Source organism: Fredinandcohnia onubensis (assembly GCF_002734285.1).
GTDB classification, from domain to species: Bacteria; Bacillota; Bacilli; order Bacillales; family Bacillaceae_L; genus Ferdinandcohnia; species Ferdinandcohnia onubensis_A.
In genome coordinates this window covers 256165-272755 of record NZ_NSEA01000019.1, presented here as the reverse complement: position 1 = coordinate 272755, position 16591 = coordinate 256165, and the positions used below count along the sequence as shown (strand labels likewise).

Here is a 16591-nt window from a genome sequence, read left to right as displayed (position 1 = left end):
AATTTAAAATCTCTTATCCTTGAACTCCTGATAATGTTTTTCTACATCTTCCACATCTTTTAAAATCAAATTAGGGTCTACCAATGTACTAGGATTATCTGCATTATGTCTTTCATCAATTCCTAATTCTCCGTATACGGTAGCGTCTATATTTGACCAACTCATATTATTGACATAAGATGTTTGGATAAACTCTGAAATATCTTCAGATTTATTAACAAACCCTACAGAAATTAAATAATTCTTTAATCCAAGATTTTTCAAGAGATTATAAAGATTATAAAGTCCTTGACTATATTGATTAATATCAGGTTCTCCCGCTGTCTTAATCCCCACAACTAAATCAACACCCATATCCTTGTTTTGCTCTATTAGTTCATTAATACTCATTTCAGCCATGAATTCGTTAAAAATTGTTCTGTTTAAAACAAGTTTAAATTCAGAATTGGCTGGAAGCTCTTTTTCAATGTCATCCTTTAGCTTTTCCTGTAACTCTTGTGCCCATTTTGCTGGCAGGTATGTGTCAACATAACCTTTGCCATCTTCTTGGATTGAAAAAACCACATCTGTTTTATCCTTCGGATGAACAGTAACGAGGTCATTATTCAACCACATAACCTCAAATTCTTCACCATATTTATCTTCCAAATACTGAAGTGCTTTTTCTTCAGAGTTACTGCAGCCAACAATTCCTATAAAGAAAAATAGTAACACCGTTATTTTCACTATTTTCATAGCTATTGAATAATCCTTGCCTTTCCAACTAGCTTTGTTTCGTTCGCATCAAGCAATCGGGCGGCAGTATTTAGGTAGTTGATGTTTTGATTGAGCCTGTAAGAAAAAGACGTTAAAATATCGGCGCTCAACACATGATGGATATCTAAAAGGTCAACCTCCCAATACAGAGAGTCAATCTGATTATTGAGTGCATTCACTCGGCGTTTGATACTTTCAAGTCGTTGTGCGTAGTAGTAGAGCCTTGCGACGTTGACTTTCAGGTATGGTTCTACCGGGAAGTAGCCTCCCAGCTTTGCTGCTACTTTTACAAAAAATACCGCCGCCTTCGTCGCCACATGCGTGATGAATTGGTTTATTTCATCTTTCACCTGTTGAGTTAGTTCTTTTATCTTTGCAATGAATTTTGTTGCTTGTTCTTTCACCCAATTAACTGCTTTTTCAAGTCCTCTTTGTGCTGCTTCTAGGATATACAAAGTGGCATCGCGAATCGCTGCTGCCGCTCGATATGCCAACACTTTTGGATGAAGTGAGGCTGCCAAAACGATAGCTGCTGCAATTGGATTTCCAATATCTCGTACTAGGGATGCTCCATCAGATGCATTTTTAAAATCCCCCTGTGGAGTAAAATCAACGCTTTCTAAACCATGGGCATACAAAGGGTCACTATCTTCCGTATTGACAACAACCGTTTTATCAACATATGGAGCATATCCAAGAGAGGAAACAACATCCCCTTCATGTACAATAAAAGTATTTCTATCTTTTAAAGCATCCCTTTGTTCCTTTGTAAGGGTCCAATAATATAAAGGTGCTCCATTCACAACATACGAAGTCAATTTCTCATCTTCGAGATTATGTATCAGCACATACTCAGCAAGATTTCCACCTTTCGAGTGGCCGAATACATACTGTTGCCCATCTAGACCTTTAATGTTTGTTTCATAAAAATCATTTGCTTCTCTTTGCTGTTGAATGGTAACTCCGATACCAGCCTCCACATTGGATACCCAATCTGTTGCTAAATCACCAATTCCTGCCATCTCACTTCCTCTAAATAACGCGGTACCGTTGCCTTCCTTATCTGTTAGGGCATAACCAACAAATCCAGAGTTCGATTCGCCACCCGAATTGTTACCTCCGTTTGGATTGTTGTTTTGGTACCCGCTTAACGTTATTTCGTGAAGAGGTGATGATTCGTTTTCATGAAGATATTCAATGATTAGGTCATATTTCTTTTTAGAATTTTTGCTTAACGCATCACTATCTATTCCAAAAATGATTTCATTTAAGGTAAACGATTTATTTTGACTTGGACGGTATTCAGCTGGTATATCCATGTACGATAATTGCAATAATATATATTTTTCATTTTCTGTTATGTTATTAAGAGCCATCCTAATCACTCCTCAAAGGATTCGTAATTCTCAATAACGTTTTCGGGTCCATTTAAAATCATGTTAGGCTCAACATTCGTGCTTGGCTTGTCAGGATCTAAACGGAAATCTACATTTACCTCACCATACACTTTTGCATCTAAATTCGACCAAGGTAAATTATTGATATAAGCTGTATTAATATACTCATCAATATCTTCAGATTCATCCACAAACCCCACTGAAAGAACATATTGCCTAGTACCTAAATCTTTCAACAAATTAAACACATTATAAATCCCTTGACTATATTGATTCACATCTGGTTCCCCAGAAGTTTTTATACCAGCAATAATACTTACACCCACATTTTTACTAGTTGTTAAAATTTCTTCCACAGAATTATTTTTAAGACTCTCATCATTTCCTGTATTGCGTAAAATAACTTTATAAAGAGTCCCAGGTGGAAATTCGTTAGCTATTTGGTCTTCTAACTTTTGTTGAAGCTCATTTGCCCACTTGGCTGGTAAATAAAGATCTACAAATTCGTCGCCATCCTCCTGAATAGTAAACACGATTTCCGGTTCACCTTTAGGGTGAACAGTAATGAGGTCGCCACCATACAAATCTTCAAAAAGCTTACTTCCTTCTTTTGCATACATTACCTCAAATTCTTTGTCATACTTATCTTCTAAATACTGGATTGCTTTTTCCTCGGTACTCGCACTACTTGAACTCATACACCCTGTTCCTCCTATTATGAGAATGAATAGAAGAAGGAATAAGACTACCCTCTTTTGTAACCTCATTTGGCACCTTCCTTACGTAAAAATGACTTTGATTCCTAGTATGCTGGTCTAGTTGATTTAATAATTGGTCTCTGCCACTATGTAAGTGGCCCGGTCCCGCTCTTTTTGGATATATCGGACATAGTTTTGAATATATCGGACATTGATTTGGATATATCGGACACAATCTCGGGATTAACGGACAATTTGGGCCAGATATCGGACAAACTTTTCAATATATCGGACAAAGCCGTAATTTCCGTCAGAGTTGGCGGCAGGAATTCTGACCTAAGTCCGAATAATCGTTACCTAAGCCGATCGAATTGTTCCCTAACTTTCAATAATTGTGCCCTACCCGCTGGGAATTCTGCCCTAACTCCGATTAATTCTGCCCTAAGCCAAAATTCAGCCCGATCCCCATCTAAACCAACATCAATTTCTTTCCGTTCATAAATCCTAGTTCTTCCACCGTTTGGTTAATGTCGAAGATCTTGCCGGTTTCGCGGTCGCATACCACGGTGGTGTCGGTAGCGACGAAGTAGCCGTTGGATAGCTCAGTCATAGTGTTTGCGAGTAAAAAGGTTACTTCATAAAGCTTGCTTTGGGCCGGAATGAAGACGTCGTAGGATTCACCGGCGGCTGGAATGAATACTTCGACCAACACTTTATCCATTGAAAACTGCCTCCTCTTCACGAACTGCCGATCCCGTCAGTAACTTGACTAACTTTGGTTTTCCTTTTGTAAGCACATATCCGAAGTTTTCTGGAATCTCTTGGTACATGCTGTTTGTGACTTTTGAAACTTTTAATAAAAATTGATCGGTAATTCCGTTTCCAACCCAGATGCCGTCGCTGAGTGAGACTTGCTTTTTAAACCAAGGCTCGAATGCAACGGAGTTCAGCGCATCGGCGCGGTCTGAGATGATCATAAAGACATTGAGTCCGTCGATTCGTTCTAGGAATACCTTCAGCTTATCCTGACCATCCTCGGATAACATCAACAACATGTCGTTGAAGGAATGAACGATGCAGTAGAGCGGTTCGAACACTGGTGGTGTCGCACCTTCAGCAATCGCATCCTTCGTTGTGTTGTTACGGAACACCAATGTGTTAAACAACTCTACGACGGTTTCCTCAATCTCCGTTGGACTAGAAACATGCTTCCCGCCAACTTCAATAAGTTCCCCATTCGGGTCCATTACGACCACTTCATTTTTCTCATTATTATTCACAATTTCTGAAATTCCCTGCATCACACCTGCGCAGGCATCGCTGCTACTGCCCAGGACTAGATTTACAGGCGAGTCTCCGAAATCAAAATACGTGATAGCAAGAGACTCTTTTTCAACACCAACTGGTAGTTTACTTGACTTGTTGTACTGAATTTCATCGTGTAGATACTCGATGTCTACTTTTTCTGGCAAGACTGGAATTCGTTTCGCAGCACCCTTGCCCCAATTGTCGCGCAGGCGACGACAGTAGTCCGTGATATATTGGTACATGTCCTCGACACCCTCGGTAATAAGGGCAACCTGGAATTCATACACACTGTCTGCTTTGAAAATGCCTCGACCTTTGTGCTTCGATGGGAAGACGCCGTCCACATTTCCGAGTACCGCTGAATATTCAGATGTGTCATTAAGCTGCAACACATACAACTGCTTGAAGTTTTGCATTAAGCGGTAACGAACCGCACCTGTATGTGCAGCGGTCACGATGAAATAAATGCCATACTTCGTGCCTTCACGTGTGAGGTAAGAAATCGCCTCCTCGTGTGACTCGTACATTTCAGAAAACGCAGCATAGTTGTGAATCACTATTACAATCGATGGCAGGCCATCTTCTGATAGACGGTTGTAAGTCTGCAAATCACCGCCATAGTTGGACAACTGCTTTTTACGTTTCTCAATCTCGCTGTTTAGCATTTTAAAGAGATTATCAATCTTCTCACTATCATGGGATAAAAGGACATCCCCGATATGTGGCGCATCACGGAACCAACTCAACGTCTCTGAGCTAAAATCTAGTAAATAGGCATGTAGCTCATCAGGCGTATGGGATTCCATTAGCGAGTACATCAACGATGCAATGAACGTTGTCTTTCCGCTACCGGCAACTCCATAAATGATAGTATTGCCATCCTGTGTGATTGGTAGTCTCATAACATTTTGGCGTTGATTCGCCGGGTCATCATATTCCCCAATCACAGGGTTCAGTTCAAAGCGATTCGTTGTCTCTTCACTGTATTTTTCAACTAACTGATCTAAATAAATCCTTGCAGGTATCGGCTCTAGCCATAGCTGCTTGACCTTGATATTTTCCTGTTTTGCTAGACTTTCTAAGTACTTTGTGACTTCATCAATTTGCTTCGGTGGATTCTTCACCATCGTTCTTCGGTCAACTTTTGCACTCTTGATGACGCGACCTAAGTGGTCAATGACACGGATGCTTTCATCTACCCGTTTTTCAATCTTATCGGATGGATAATACGGTGCCCCTGCCCATGCCGATTGACCAAGCTCGAACAACTCGTTATACCCAACTTGCAGGTAAAAACGTCCGGTCGTTGATAGCTCGGCAGCATCTGGTCGCTTGATGACCTCCATACTATCGGCTTTTTCCTGTACCTTCAGACTGATTCGGAATTTCGAGTTACTCCAAATTTGATCGTCCACGACACCAGACGGTTTCTGTGTGGCTAAAATCAAGTGGACTCCTAAGCTTCGGCCAATACGAGCCGCACTCACCAGCTGCTCCATGAACTCAGGTTGCTGGGTTTTCAACTCGGCGAACTCATCGGAAATCATGAATAAATGCTGAAGTGGTTCACTCACTAAGCCCTCACGATACAGCTTTTGGTATTTATAAATGTCTATATTACTTGTATTCATACGTCGACTCGTCTCACTGAAAATGGACTGGCGACGCTTTAGCTCACTTTGAATTGAAATCAGCGAGCGTTTTACGGCTGCCCCATCGAGGTTTGTAATCGTACCAGCTAAATGCGGCAGATTTAAAAAGGCATTCGCCATTCCGCCACCCTTATAGTCGATTAAAATAAACGCAACCTCATCTGGATGATAATTCACAGCAAGCGATAAAATAAACGTCATAATGAACTCAGACTTACCTGACCCCGTCATACCCGCAATCAGCCCGTGTGGACCATGGTATTTTTCATGAAGGTCTAATTTGAACGACTGACCCATTGTGTCAACCCCAATTGGCGTTTCAATGGAGAGCACGGGGTTGTTTTCCTTCCAGCGCGTCAATGCGTTCAAGTGCTCGATTTTACTAACTCCAAACATCTCAAGGAACGTGATCATGTCTGGTAGCGTGTATGCCTCAACGGATGATGCAAGCTGAATATTGGCTAGGCGAATCGCAACCTCTTCAGCATCCTCACGCTCATAAAACTCCGCATCGAAAGCTGTGTATAAGCCGGAAATGTCGTCCTTGTCGTAAATTTTGGACATATCATCCGCAAGCTCGACAACCATCGTACATTCCTTCGGTAGATTTTTTAGCTCATCGTATAAAGTGACAAGGCTAATCCCGATATTCTTGTTTTCCTCTAAAAGGAGGTTGATCATCTCAGCCCTTGACGCGAGTGACTTACTCATTGAGAAAATCAAATAATGCTGGTCAAGGTCCTTTATCTCATTCTCATCAAGGCTTGCGCGGTAGGCAATTTCCTTCTCAAAATAGGAAGACAGCTCTTTTACTTCAGTCGCATCTGTTGCGATAAAGCGAATCTGCATCGCTTCATCCCACACATGCGGTAGCCATCTCGCAAACTTCCAATACTCTTCCTCATTTTTATCGTAAAGAAACACAAGCTTCAGCTCGTCATAACTATGTAGGGCCGTTAATTGAAAAATAAGTCCCTTTACAAAATCCTGTACGCGACTGCGGCGCCCAATCACACCGCTGACATACTCCTCGACAAAACTTAGGGTTACGGGCACCTGTTTTAAAATGTGAGGTGTTTCAACCAATTTATAAAGATCATCCTGGAGATTGTCATCCTCTAAGGTGAATTTTTTCTCAGGGTATTTCAGTTCTGCATTTAATGGAAGATCGCCGATTCCGAGGCGAACCTTAAGGAAGTCGTCTTGACAAATGGCACGCTCCCACAAATTTCTTTTCCGCATCGTAATTCGTGAAATTAAATTTTGGAGGGCCACATGGTTTTCATGAAGAATTTCACTTTGACGTTGACATTCTTCTTCTATCTCCTGCGCCATTTCTTCAATGTATTTTGAGTATTTTTCCTGACGTTTGCCTTCAAGTTTAATCCGCTGCTTCTTCTCATATTTCTTCGTTAAAATTGGCCAAAGCACCGTTCCGATCAACATACTAAAGGACATGATCAATGTCGGCATCGCGTACGTAAGACTTTCGCCGCGTGCCAATACGTTATTTAGCATAAATATCCCCATGGACAAGGATGCCATTCCCATTGTGAGAGAAGGTCCGAGGATGAACATCAAAGGGGTCTCATCGATATTCGGTTTTGAAGGCGGTGGGTCGATTCTGATCTCCGTCCTCTTTATATCCCGCTTAAAACGTGGTGAACGATAAAAGAGGTCATCATTTAATTCCTCGGTATCGAAATCATCAAGTGGTTCCTCGTCCTCTATAATCGGCTTTTGCACTTCAAACGGACGAAAGGCATTTCGGTCTAAGAATACCAATTGATGCGGATTATTCAGTGATAATAACTTGCCATTGTAGATAATTTTTAACCCCATGATGTAAATAACATCACCGGTTGAAAGAACTTTTTCAGTCACACGCTCTCCGTTGACATATGTACCGTTCGAGCTATTGTTGTCACGGATGATCGCATGACCCTGTGCATCGTACTGAATCACGCAATGGGAGCTAGAGACAAGCTTATTCGAGAATCGGATGTGGCAATCATTGCCTCGACCAACCCGAATGCTACCTCCCATCACCTCATGCTTTGTAAACTCATTTCGATCGTTTGTCGGTGGCTCTACATAAAGGAGAGCGGATGCATCATTGTTGCGTGAAATCGAGTATGTCTTAAATGGCTCAATTTCCTGTTTGACAAGTATTTCTTGCTTATCATTTGCCAGGAACGCCGACTTGTTCGACTTCAAGAACCATTTGCCGTCCTCCGCCTCAATGGCGATTAAATCTTTCGGCTCACCATGAGCATCTTCAGAGGTTAAAATATAGCGTCCTGTGATGCGCTCTGGTAGCACATATGTAAATGCCTTTTCCCGATCAAATAGAGTTAATATCAAAGCAAATCTCTCCTATCAATAAGTACGTTTAAAAAACTACTTTTTAAACGACTTCTTTTGAAACCTTAGGGGCGTACCCTATTTTAATAAACATATATCTAAAATTTTCATCCCCTGAGACCAGGTGGAAAATCGGGGTGACTTGTCGTAGATTCGATTCCTCGAAGTACGTAAGTATCATATGGTATGCCACTTGTGTATTTTTTTCAAATTCCTTATGTAATAAGATCGAAGCCATATCTTCAATGCTAAAATAGCTATGAAACTCAAATTGTTCTTGTTCCGGTAGAGCATCCTCACGAATGGGCATAAACAATTCTGCATCGACCATTTCGTCCATCGGCACATTGTTGATGGAGTAGAAGAATGGGCCTTTCATCTTGACACCTAACTTCGCAACATCTTGAAAAAAGGCATTCATTACCGTGTTCATTTCGTGATAATGAAATCGAAACTTTTTCGAAACGACATTTGTAAAACGAATGGAGTCACTCGGATTAATCATGTTCATCCACCTTCACAATTGGCGCATACACATCAATAATGCCAGAACCGTACACATCTAGATAAATATTGTAAAATGGCTCCTCTAACTCGAGTTCGTGTGCCTCGGCAACCTCTCGAAGTAGGTCATAGGCAATTTCGATATCTTCATCTAGGTCAGCATGTCGGAAACTTAAACCATCCTCAAACTCTAGAACACTCGTAAATTCAAAGCGGTCATTTTCAGCCATCTTGACGGGCGCATTGACTGGTATGAAAAAAGTATAGTCAGCTTCCTGCGTTTCCTTTGAAAAATTAGAGACACGGTAGATAATTGGACCAGTGCTATACAAATCGTTTCGAATAATGGCATTGCGAAAATCCTTTGCCGTTTGATGCCATTCGCTTACTTTACTTCTCGATTTCGTACTGATTACATTATGAAAGGTAACAGGACTTCTTTTCACTTTCATTTTCCGAACCCTCCCTTTCGTTCCTTATTTCTAAATACTTCTAAAATATTAAAATTCCACCAAAAGACGATCGGCAACATTCCTACAAACAGCATGGTAAGACCCATCCCATCACCGAAGGAACGGGTGCCTGTTATGAAAAAGAAGATATACAGTATGACAATAAACGAAATCAAACTAAGCATCCCGTTTACGAAAAACATTCCAAAGAACGATACTGGGTATTTGCTGATCCATTTTAAAATCAAAATTGTAGCAAGAACGAGTAAAACAAGCATGATGAGACCACTTGTAATGCTCCCTTGATAGATTAGTTCCAGCGCTTCGATATATAAAATCATCGCAAAGAACAAGCATATAAACTGAATGGGTTTACTTATATACACCAAGAATACTCCACCTACTTCTTTACCTTCGCACCTTTTGTATGTACCTTTTGGCTTAAGTTCTTTCTTTTTTTCAGTGGGATACGAAATTGTTCGAATTGAAGTTTACTCAACGTTAGAATTAAAAATTCGGGCCACACTAACGCAATAGTGTATTGAAGCACTGTGCAAAGAAGTAAGATAAACAAAACACCAATCATGCTTGAAAAGGTTGTTTGAGCATCTGATGCGAGTTGAATAATAGCTCCACCAATCATAACTGCTCCAAATATAACTGGAATGCTTACCTGTGCTTTCGATTCCTTAAAATTATAGAGTCCTTTTCCGTCCTTTCGGAACTCTCCCTGTTGCAAGCGTTTAAACGCCCGCAATGTGGCATATACCGTTAACACAAGCCCAACTACAAAAATAATGATTCCGAAAATACTCATGTAGCCTGGCGCCATTTTATCCTCCGCTGCAAGAAAATAAAACGGAAAGAAATCAATGGAAAGCTTAAATCCAAAGAAGCTTAAGAAAACGGCTTGCAAACGTTGATAACGGTATGCATTTTTTTCAGGTGTAAAGAATAGAGCAACCACTATATTTAAGACAAACAAGGCAATCTGTATTTTATGAATGGTTGGCCAGATTGGGTTCGTGATGACCGGACTCTCACTTAACGCTAATGATGTAAAGGCGACCATGATCCCGCTAAAGATTAGCGTCAACCAAAAGAATCCTGTGATTTTATCAGGTCTAAGTCTCGTTTGTGCTACTTCTTTTATTTTGAATAAATCCTCTTCATTTGCTCCTTTTATCATTGTTTCATCTCCTACCAAAATACTTCGTCTAGACTCTTACCAATGCCACCTACAAAATCGCCAACCTTTTCAGCCGCTTCACCTATTCCTTTTCCTACATTCTTGGCCGTATCTCCAACAAAGTCTACAGCTTCTCCACCCCATTCAACGGCTTTATCAACTGCAATATTTGCTCCGTCTTTCATGACATCTACAATACTTTTGTCGCCAAACACCTTCCAGTTAATAGCCCCGTAAGCAACCGTACCCGCTACCGCACCAACAATGGTTCCAGCTGGAGGAAGGAAGAATGACCCTGCTGCTGCACCTGCCGCCATCGCAGCCGCACCTGCACCGATATCAACTGTCGTATCAACTGCAAACTCTTTAATATTTTCTGCAGAGTATACGCGATTCCCTTGAGCATCTTTTGTAAAGTTTTCATCGTAGTTACTATAAACATCAATTCCAATACCTAGTATCCCGAGACCTTTACCCACTCTTGTAACATTCGTTGCATCTTTCCATCCTGTAAAGCTTTCCCAAACCTTCATTTCATCAACTAATGTTCGGCCTGCAACTTTATGGAATGGATCGTCAATGCGATTAATAGCATCATCGAATGCTTCAAAATTTGAATTAATTAGCTTACTCGCGTTTTTACTATAATATTGACCCGGGTTTCCATCTCGATAAAGCGGAATACCATTATTCACTAGATTCGTCACATAATTACGTGTCCACTTAGACGTACCACCGAGACCTTCTTTTAGGAGGCCATAATACTTCTCGAAATCTTTGAGACTTCGAATCTTATCTCCCATAAGTTTGATAAAGGTTTGCCCGTTTTTCCTATACATCCGGAATTGGAGCCCTTTCCCAACACGCAAAAGTTTGTTCGAATTCAGCAGAGCTGCCCCGGCACCGATCGTGGCGTTACGCGCCAAGTCATATTTCCAGCCATTATTTTCAACGATATCTTTTGCTTGACCGCATATTTGGTTTTCTGTACTGCTATAGCGTTGTGCTGCCTGCTGAACAAAGGTCTCCAACTGTTTTATTTTCGTTTGTACTTCTGAAACCTTTGAATAGGCATCCGAGAGCCTTCCAGCAATATTTTGTCTCGATGAAATGCGACTATCAATCGAATACCTCACGCTTGACAGGTCCATTTTGAGGGACCAGAGCCTCGTAGTTGCACTTGTTAAATGAGCATTCGTATCTAAAACATAATTAGTTTTTATTTTAATTACAGACAAAGTCGTTTCTCTCCTTTATCATGTGGCGGATGCTAAGCAATATTTGTATCATCCACTTTTTAGAATTTAAAAGGGTTAAAAGGGTTATACGGATTATAAACTTTGTAAAGTTCTTTAAACGTTTTAGCAGTCAAAACTTTGATAAAGTTATGTAAAAAAAGAAGACTTAACCACATTAAAAATAATATTACTCCTAAAAACACCCATAATCCGAAGTTCATATCACTTCGATGATGAAAAATATATACAAAACCATCGATTGTAAAATATATCGTTACACAAAAAGTAATAAACAACAGCGCTGAAGGAAAAATTTTCTCTTTATTTAATTTAGTCATTAGATCTCCCTCATCCATTTACAATCTATTCCGATGAGATGAATGCTAATTCGAACCTACCATCCAATTAATAGCGTGGATATGGTCCATTTAACTCAGCTCTTTTTCTCGCTTCCTCTTCAGCCTTCCTTCTCGCCTCAGCTTCTGCACGAGCTGCTGCCTCTTCCTCACGTTTGATTTGGTTCGCAACCGAGATGATGTCGGGGGCGACTGAATCAAGCTTTGAGGCAATCTGATTTAGTTCACGATTGATCTCGGCAATTGCTTGATTGATATACTGAACTTCAGTTGCCTGCCAAGCTGAATTGATGTTACCTTGAAACCCATTTAAAGAGCTTTTGAGATTGCGAAGCTGTGAGGCATAATTACGAAGTTGGTTTGCCTGTGAAATTGCGGCAGAAACACTAATTCCCATAAAATTCACCTGCTTATCATAAATAAGTTTTATATAGTGCAATGCCCTTATATGGGGCAAAATTGACATAGTAAGGTCACACTTTTTCCAGATATATACTAAAAACTACTCGATATTTTGGAGTAGGTCAATTTTTCCAGAATATTCAACCAACTTAGTAACCGAGACGAAAGACCTGTTTATTCTACATTTTTCTACAAATTGTCGTTCCTGTCGGAGTCCCTTACTACCTAAGATGTACTACCCGTCTAGTACTTTTGAGAAATTCATAAAACGGAAGAACGTTGATAACCCTCGACATAATATCTTGATTTCAAGCCTCTTGACTCCCTTTATTACAATTAGTAGGAAATTAGTCCTTTTATCGTTAATGTTTGTAACATAAATGTAACTTGACAAGACTCCGCGGCCTTTAGTTGCTTGTAAGCACTTTCATTAATGTGGAGTTAAAAATTCAGCTTCCCCTTATAACGAAGTAATGTTTTTGTAAAATAGGATTTTATTTTCGGAGAATGGTTGTTTAGAGTGGTAAATGCTGGTGATTAGGTAAGGAAAAGGTACGAGGATTCGACTAAATTCTCTAGGAGTTTCGTGGTTGTTGCAGGGGATTTTGTAATCTTTCTTTCCTATTAAAATGGATGGAAAATAACCTAGTCAGGTGGATGACTAGGTTTCTCGTATCACTAATTTAGTAGCAATGTATACTTTTTTCGCGATTTGTCTTCCAGCGATCCGTTCAAGAATGGTGTCTACGGCGGTTTCTCCCATGACCTCGGTATGAACTTTGACCGTTGACAGTGGCGGGAAGACGTATTTGGAGACGCTGATATCATTGACCCCAATCAGGCTTACACGGTCCGGCACGGCGAGTTTTTCTTCATTTAATGCACGCAATGCACCGATTGCAATCGGGTCATTAGCTGCAAAAAAGGCTGCTGGGAGGTCGTCTCCTTTTTCCACGATCGCCTGTTTCATCAATTTGTACCCGTCCTCGACCGTAAAGCTTCCTATATAAACGTTGCTCTCATCTAGTAGATTGGCTTCTGAAAGATAGCTTTTGAACGTTTTCTCACGTATTTCATCGATTTCCGCAGAGTGGTCCTTGAATTCCTCACGGCCACCAAGATAGCCAATATTCGTATGACCATTCGAGATAAAACGCTTCAACACGGTTCGGGTCGCTTTTTCAAAATCAACAACAACAGAATCGTACACATCCTCATCAGGGTTTGAATCAACAAACACAATGTGCTCAGCCATATTGGATAGCTCATCAACTTGATTCGTACTGAACTTACCAACCGCAATGATTCCCTGAAACTCCTCTTGCTTCATGCTGTCAATGCTATTGTAAAAATTCACCACTTGGATGCCATGCTGCTCACAGCGCTGCTCAATCCCAAGACGGATCGACATGTAATAGAGATCATTGAGCTCCTCTTTTTCGGTGTACCAAAGGAGAATCCCAATCCGAGCAGAAGAAGACTTTTTGGATGGACGCTTTTTATACGAAAGCGCCTCAGCAATCTCAAATATTCTCTTTTTGGTCTCATCACTAACGGATAAGCTGGAATCATAGTTCAGCACCCGTGACACCGTTGCAATGGAGACACCCGCTTTTTCCGCAATATCTTTAATTGTCGCCGCCATGATTCATCTCCTTTCTGTGGAACCAGAGGGACGGTTCTCTTGGTTCCCCTCCTAGTCACTATACGGGACCAGGAGAACCGTCCCCTTGGTCCCTTTATTTCACCGAAAATGTGTACTTCGTTTCCCAATGGTATTCCTCACCCTTTTTGACGATCGTGGATGGGAAGTTTGGGTGATGGATTGCATCAGGTGGTACTTGTGTTTCAAGGCATACGCCTAAATACGGGCGTGCCTTGCCACCGCGCATTTCAAAGCCTTCCATTGTGTTGCTTGTGTAAACGACAACAGCCGGTTGGTTCGTTTCTACCTTTAATAGACGGCCAGATGCTTCATCATAAAGTGTAACCAATTTTTCGTCGAGCAAAAATGGATGATCGTATCCTTGACCAACAAGGGCAATCTGCTTATCCTTTGAATTTGGTCCGTCAGCGATTTTTCGACCCTTTCGAAAATCAAAAACAGTGCAGGTGACATCAAGGAGTTCACCGGTAGGAAGAAATTCTTGGTCTAGTTCGAGAAACTTACTGCTTTTAATAGAAAGTTCATGATCAAGCACGTCATTTTTCATGTTGCCTGATAGGTTAAAATATGCATGGTTTGTGATATTTAAAATAGTGTCTGCTTCTGGAACACCTTTTGTAGAAATCAAAAATTCATTTTCATTATTGAGTGAATAAGTGACAGTCATTTCAACAGTTCCAGGATAGCCACCTTCACCGTCATGACTGACATACTTAAACTCAACGCCGACATATTTTTCTTCCTTTATAATAGTAGAATCCCACACGACTTTGCTGAACCCTTTTACCCCGCCATGGATATGGTTGGTGTTTTCATTTTTATCTAATGAATAGGTTTTGCCGTTTAGCTCAAATTCCCCACCTCTTATGCGACCTGCAATCCGACCAACGATCGCCCCTTGATAGGTTTGATCTGCAAGATATCCATCAAGGTTATCGAATCCGAGTACAACATTCTCTTGCAAACCGTTTCGGTCTGCTGCGAGAATTTCGGTGATTATGCAGCCATAGTCAATACAAGTAACGCTTAACCCATGGTCATTTGTTAACGTATAAGCTTGGACTTCTTGGTTATCATGCTTTCCGTAGGGATGTACAGTAGCTTCCATATTCAAAATCTCCTATTTTGTAAAGTGTTCTATAAATCTCTTAAATGCATTTTGGCCAACTTCATCACGCTTGTATACCCCGGCGTCTTCAAGCACACGCATGAACTTTTTGCCGACTTCTTGTTTTACAAGATCGTGTACATTTTCTATTGTTGGGTTGTAAGCTTTCAGTTCATCTGCCCATTCTTGGTGAATTGGATTGACTGAGTCTGCTTCGCCGATTAGGTAATTTTCAACCTCTTGCAACTCAGTCTTGAGTCGAGCTGGGAGCACCGCTAATCCCATGACCTCGATGAGACCGATGTTTTCCTTTTTAATATGGTGCACATCGGCATGCGGGTGGAAAATGCCGATTGGATGCTCGTCATTTGTACGGTTGTTACGGAGAACAAGGTCCAGTTCGTAATTGCCATCCCGTTTCCGAGCAATCGGTGTAATCGTGTTATGTGGCGTGTCACCAGAAAACGCGATAATGTCGACTTCCGGGTCGCTGTAATTGCGCCATGCTTGTAAAATGTGCTCGCCCGCTTCAACCAAGGCCTGCTTGTTAATGCTTCTTAGGCGAAGAACAGACATTGGCCAGTTTACCGTTGAAATTACGATGTTGTCATAACGGTCCCACGTGAATTTGATATCATCGTCTGCCTTTGCCATCGCAAATTCATAGTTTCCACCCTGGTAGTGATCATGAGTTAAAATCGAGCCCCCAACAATTGGGATGTCTGCGTTTGAACCAATGAAATAGTGAGGAAACTTTTCAACAAAGCCAAGTAATCGTGCAAATGTCTCACTGCTGATCTTCATATCGCGATGCTCTTCGCAAAGCAAGATACTGTGCTCGTTGTAGTACACATATGGTGAGTACTGCAAATACCAGGTTTCACCCTCAAGTGGTACCGGAATGATGCGGTGATTCGAGCGAGCCGGATGGCCGATGCGGCCCGCATACCCTTCATTTTCTACACAAAGCAAGCATTTTGGATACTTCTCACCGTTAGTTTTTGTCTCTTTTTCAAGTGCAATTTGCTTAGGATCCTTTTCAGGTTTAGACAAGTTGATGGTGATATCAAGCTCACCGTACTTAGTTTCTACTTTATATTCAATATTTTTTTCGATTCGTTTCATTTGAATGTAGTTGCTATTTTTACTTAGCTTATAAAAATAGTTCGTAGCTGCTGCCGGGTCTTGTTGATGAAGTTCATAAAAATGACGTGTTACCGCGGACGGAAGTGGGATCATCACGTTCATGATTTTACTTGCGAAAATTTCTTTAGCATCGAAATAGTCCTCAATAACACCTTGTTCACACGCGTATTCAACTAGGTCCTCAACCAAAGTTGGGATGTCTTTTTCTAGTGAGACTTGCTCAGTTGGCTCGTAGTCCTCAAGATTTAATAAGGAAAGGACCTGATTGCGGACGTAGATCACGTCTTCTTTTTCAATAAGTCCGACCTTGATGGCCTGCCCTGTTAACTGCTGAACAGTTCCGTAGATAGTCAAG

At 41.0% G+C, this 16591-nt stretch carries 15 protein-coding genes; all 15 read right to left on the bottom strand.

All coding sequences use genetic code 11. The features are described 5' to 3' along the window. Positions 1–3 precede the first annotated feature (3 nt). Positions 4–735: a hypothetical protein gene (locus CKJ95_RS18535; RefSeq protein ID WP_099354909.1), complete on the bottom strand. Its 732-nt coding sequence runs from the start codon at positions 733–735 to the stop codon at positions 4–6. 2 nt (positions 736–737) lie between these two features. After that, the gene (locus CKJ95_RS18530; protein WP_099354908.1) at positions 738–2132 is read right to left on the bottom strand and encodes an Mbeg1-like protein; all 1395 of its coding nucleotides are present in this window, start codon (positions 2130–2132) and stop codon (positions 738–740) included. Between the two features lie 5 nt (positions 2133–2137). Next, positions 2138–2851, bottom strand: coding sequence for a hypothetical protein (locus tag CKJ95_RS18525; RefSeq protein WP_099354907.1), 714 nt, complete (start codon positions 2849–2851; stop codon positions 2138–2140). A 469-nt stretch (positions 2852–3320) separates the two neighbouring features. After that, the gene (locus tag CKJ95_RS18520; RefSeq protein ID WP_099354906.1) at positions 3321–3572 is read right to left on the bottom strand and encodes a methyltransferase; all 252 of its coding nucleotides are present in this window, start codon (positions 3570–3572) and stop codon (positions 3321–3323) included. Beyond that, on the bottom strand, positions 3565–8175 hold the full coding sequence (gene essC / locus CKJ95_RS18515; RefSeq protein ID WP_099354905.1) for a type VII secretion protein EssC: 4611 nt from the start codon (positions 8173–8175) through the stop codon (positions 3565–3567). Before essC ends, CKJ95_RS18520 begins: the two co-directional genes overlap by 8 nt. 43 nt (positions 8176–8218) lie before the next feature. Further along, positions 8219–8680, bottom strand: a complete 462-nt coding sequence (locus tag CKJ95_RS18510) for a DUF5085 family protein (RefSeq protein ID WP_099354904.1) — start codon at positions 8678–8680, stop codon at positions 8219–8221. Continuing rightward, positions 8673–9131 (bottom strand): DUF5085 family protein, encoded by a 459-nt coding sequence (locus CKJ95_RS18505; RefSeq protein ID WP_099354903.1) that lies wholly within the window; start codon positions 9129–9131, stop codon positions 8673–8675. Before CKJ95_RS18505 ends, CKJ95_RS18510 begins: the two co-directional genes overlap by 8 nt. Continuing rightward, a complete protein-coding gene (locus CKJ95_RS18500; RefSeq protein ID WP_099354902.1) occupies positions 9128–9520 on the bottom strand; it encodes a hypothetical protein in 393 nt (130 codons plus the stop codon). The genes CKJ95_RS18505 and CKJ95_RS18500 overlap by 4 nt, the downstream gene beginning before the upstream one ends. Before the next feature lie 11 nt (positions 9521–9531). Further along, positions 9532–10320: a hypothetical protein gene (locus CKJ95_RS18495; RefSeq protein WP_099354901.1), complete on the bottom strand. Its 789-nt coding sequence runs from the start codon at positions 10318–10320 to the stop codon at positions 9532–9534. 11 nt (positions 10321–10331) lie between these two features. After that, the gene (locus CKJ95_RS18490; RefSeq protein WP_099354900.1) at positions 10332–11558 is read right to left on the bottom strand and encodes a hypothetical protein; all 1227 of its coding nucleotides are present in this window, start codon (positions 11556–11558) and stop codon (positions 10332–10334) included. 59 nt (positions 11559–11617) lie between these two features. Further along, entirely contained in the window at positions 11618–11896 is a 279-nt protein-coding gene (locus tag CKJ95_RS18485; RefSeq protein WP_099354899.1) for a hypothetical protein, read from the bottom strand. A gap of 67 nt (positions 11897–11963) precedes the next feature. Beyond that, positions 11964–12311, bottom strand: coding sequence for a hypothetical protein (locus CKJ95_RS18480; protein ID WP_099354898.1), 348 nt, complete (start codon positions 12309–12311; stop codon positions 11964–11966). A 666-nt stretch (positions 12312–12977) separates the two neighbouring features. Continuing rightward, positions 12978–13961, bottom strand: coding sequence for a LacI family DNA-binding transcriptional regulator (locus CKJ95_RS18475; protein ID WP_099354897.1), 984 nt, complete (start codon positions 13959–13961; stop codon positions 12978–12980). 94 nt (positions 13962–14055) lie between these two features. Continuing rightward, the gene (locus CKJ95_RS18470; RefSeq protein WP_099354896.1) at positions 14056–15090 is read right to left on the bottom strand and encodes an aldose epimerase family protein; all 1035 of its coding nucleotides are present in this window, start codon (positions 15088–15090) and stop codon (positions 14056–14058) included. A 12-nt stretch (positions 15091–15102) separates the two neighbouring features. Further along, positions 15103–16590, bottom strand: a complete 1488-nt coding sequence (galT, locus tag CKJ95_RS18465; RefSeq protein ID WP_099354944.1) for a UDP-glucose--hexose-1-phosphate uridylyltransferase — start codon at positions 16588–16590, stop codon at positions 15103–15105. Position 16591: the final 1 nt, after the last annotated feature.

Coding starts and splice junctions, on each gene's coding strand:
- CKJ95_RS18535 (WP_099354909.1), bottom strand. CDS start 735: ATGAAAATAGTGAAAATAACGGTGTTACTATTTTTCTTTATAGGAATT.
- CKJ95_RS18530 (WP_099354908.1), bottom strand. CDS start 2,132: ATGGCTCTTAATAACATAACAGAAAATGAAAAATATATATTATTGCAA.
- CKJ95_RS18525 (WP_099354907.1), bottom strand. CDS start 2,851: ATGAGTTCAAGTAGTGCGAGTACCGAGGAAAAAGCAATCCAGTATTTA.
- CKJ95_RS18520 (WP_099354906.1), bottom strand. CDS start 3,572: ATGGATAAAGTGTTGGTCGAAGTATTCATTCCAGCCGCCGGTGAATCC.
- CKJ95_RS18510 (WP_099354904.1), bottom strand. CDS start 8,680: ATGATTAATCCGAGTGACTCCATTCGTTTTACAAATGTCGTTTCGAAA.
- CKJ95_RS18505 (WP_099354903.1), bottom strand. CDS start 9,131: ATGAAAGTGAAAAGAAGTCCTGTTACCTTTCATAATGTAATCAGTACG.
- CKJ95_RS18495 (WP_099354901.1), bottom strand. CDS start 10,320: ATGATAAAAGGAGCAAATGAAGAGGATTTATTCAAAATAAAAGAAGTA.
- CKJ95_RS18485 (WP_099354899.1), bottom strand. CDS start 11,896: ATGACTAAATTAAATAAAGAGAAAATTTTTCCTTCAGCGCTGTTGTTT.
- CKJ95_RS18480 (WP_099354898.1), bottom strand. CDS start 12,311: ATGGGAATTAGTGTTTCTGCCGCAATTTCACAGGCAAACCAACTTCGT.
- CKJ95_RS18475 (WP_099354897.1), bottom strand. CDS start 13,961: ATGGCGGCGACAATTAAAGATATTGCGGAAAAAGCGGGTGTCTCCATT.
- CKJ95_RS18470 (WP_099354896.1), bottom strand. CDS start 15,090: ATGGAAGCTACTGTACATCCCTACGGAAAGCATGATAACCAAGAAGTC.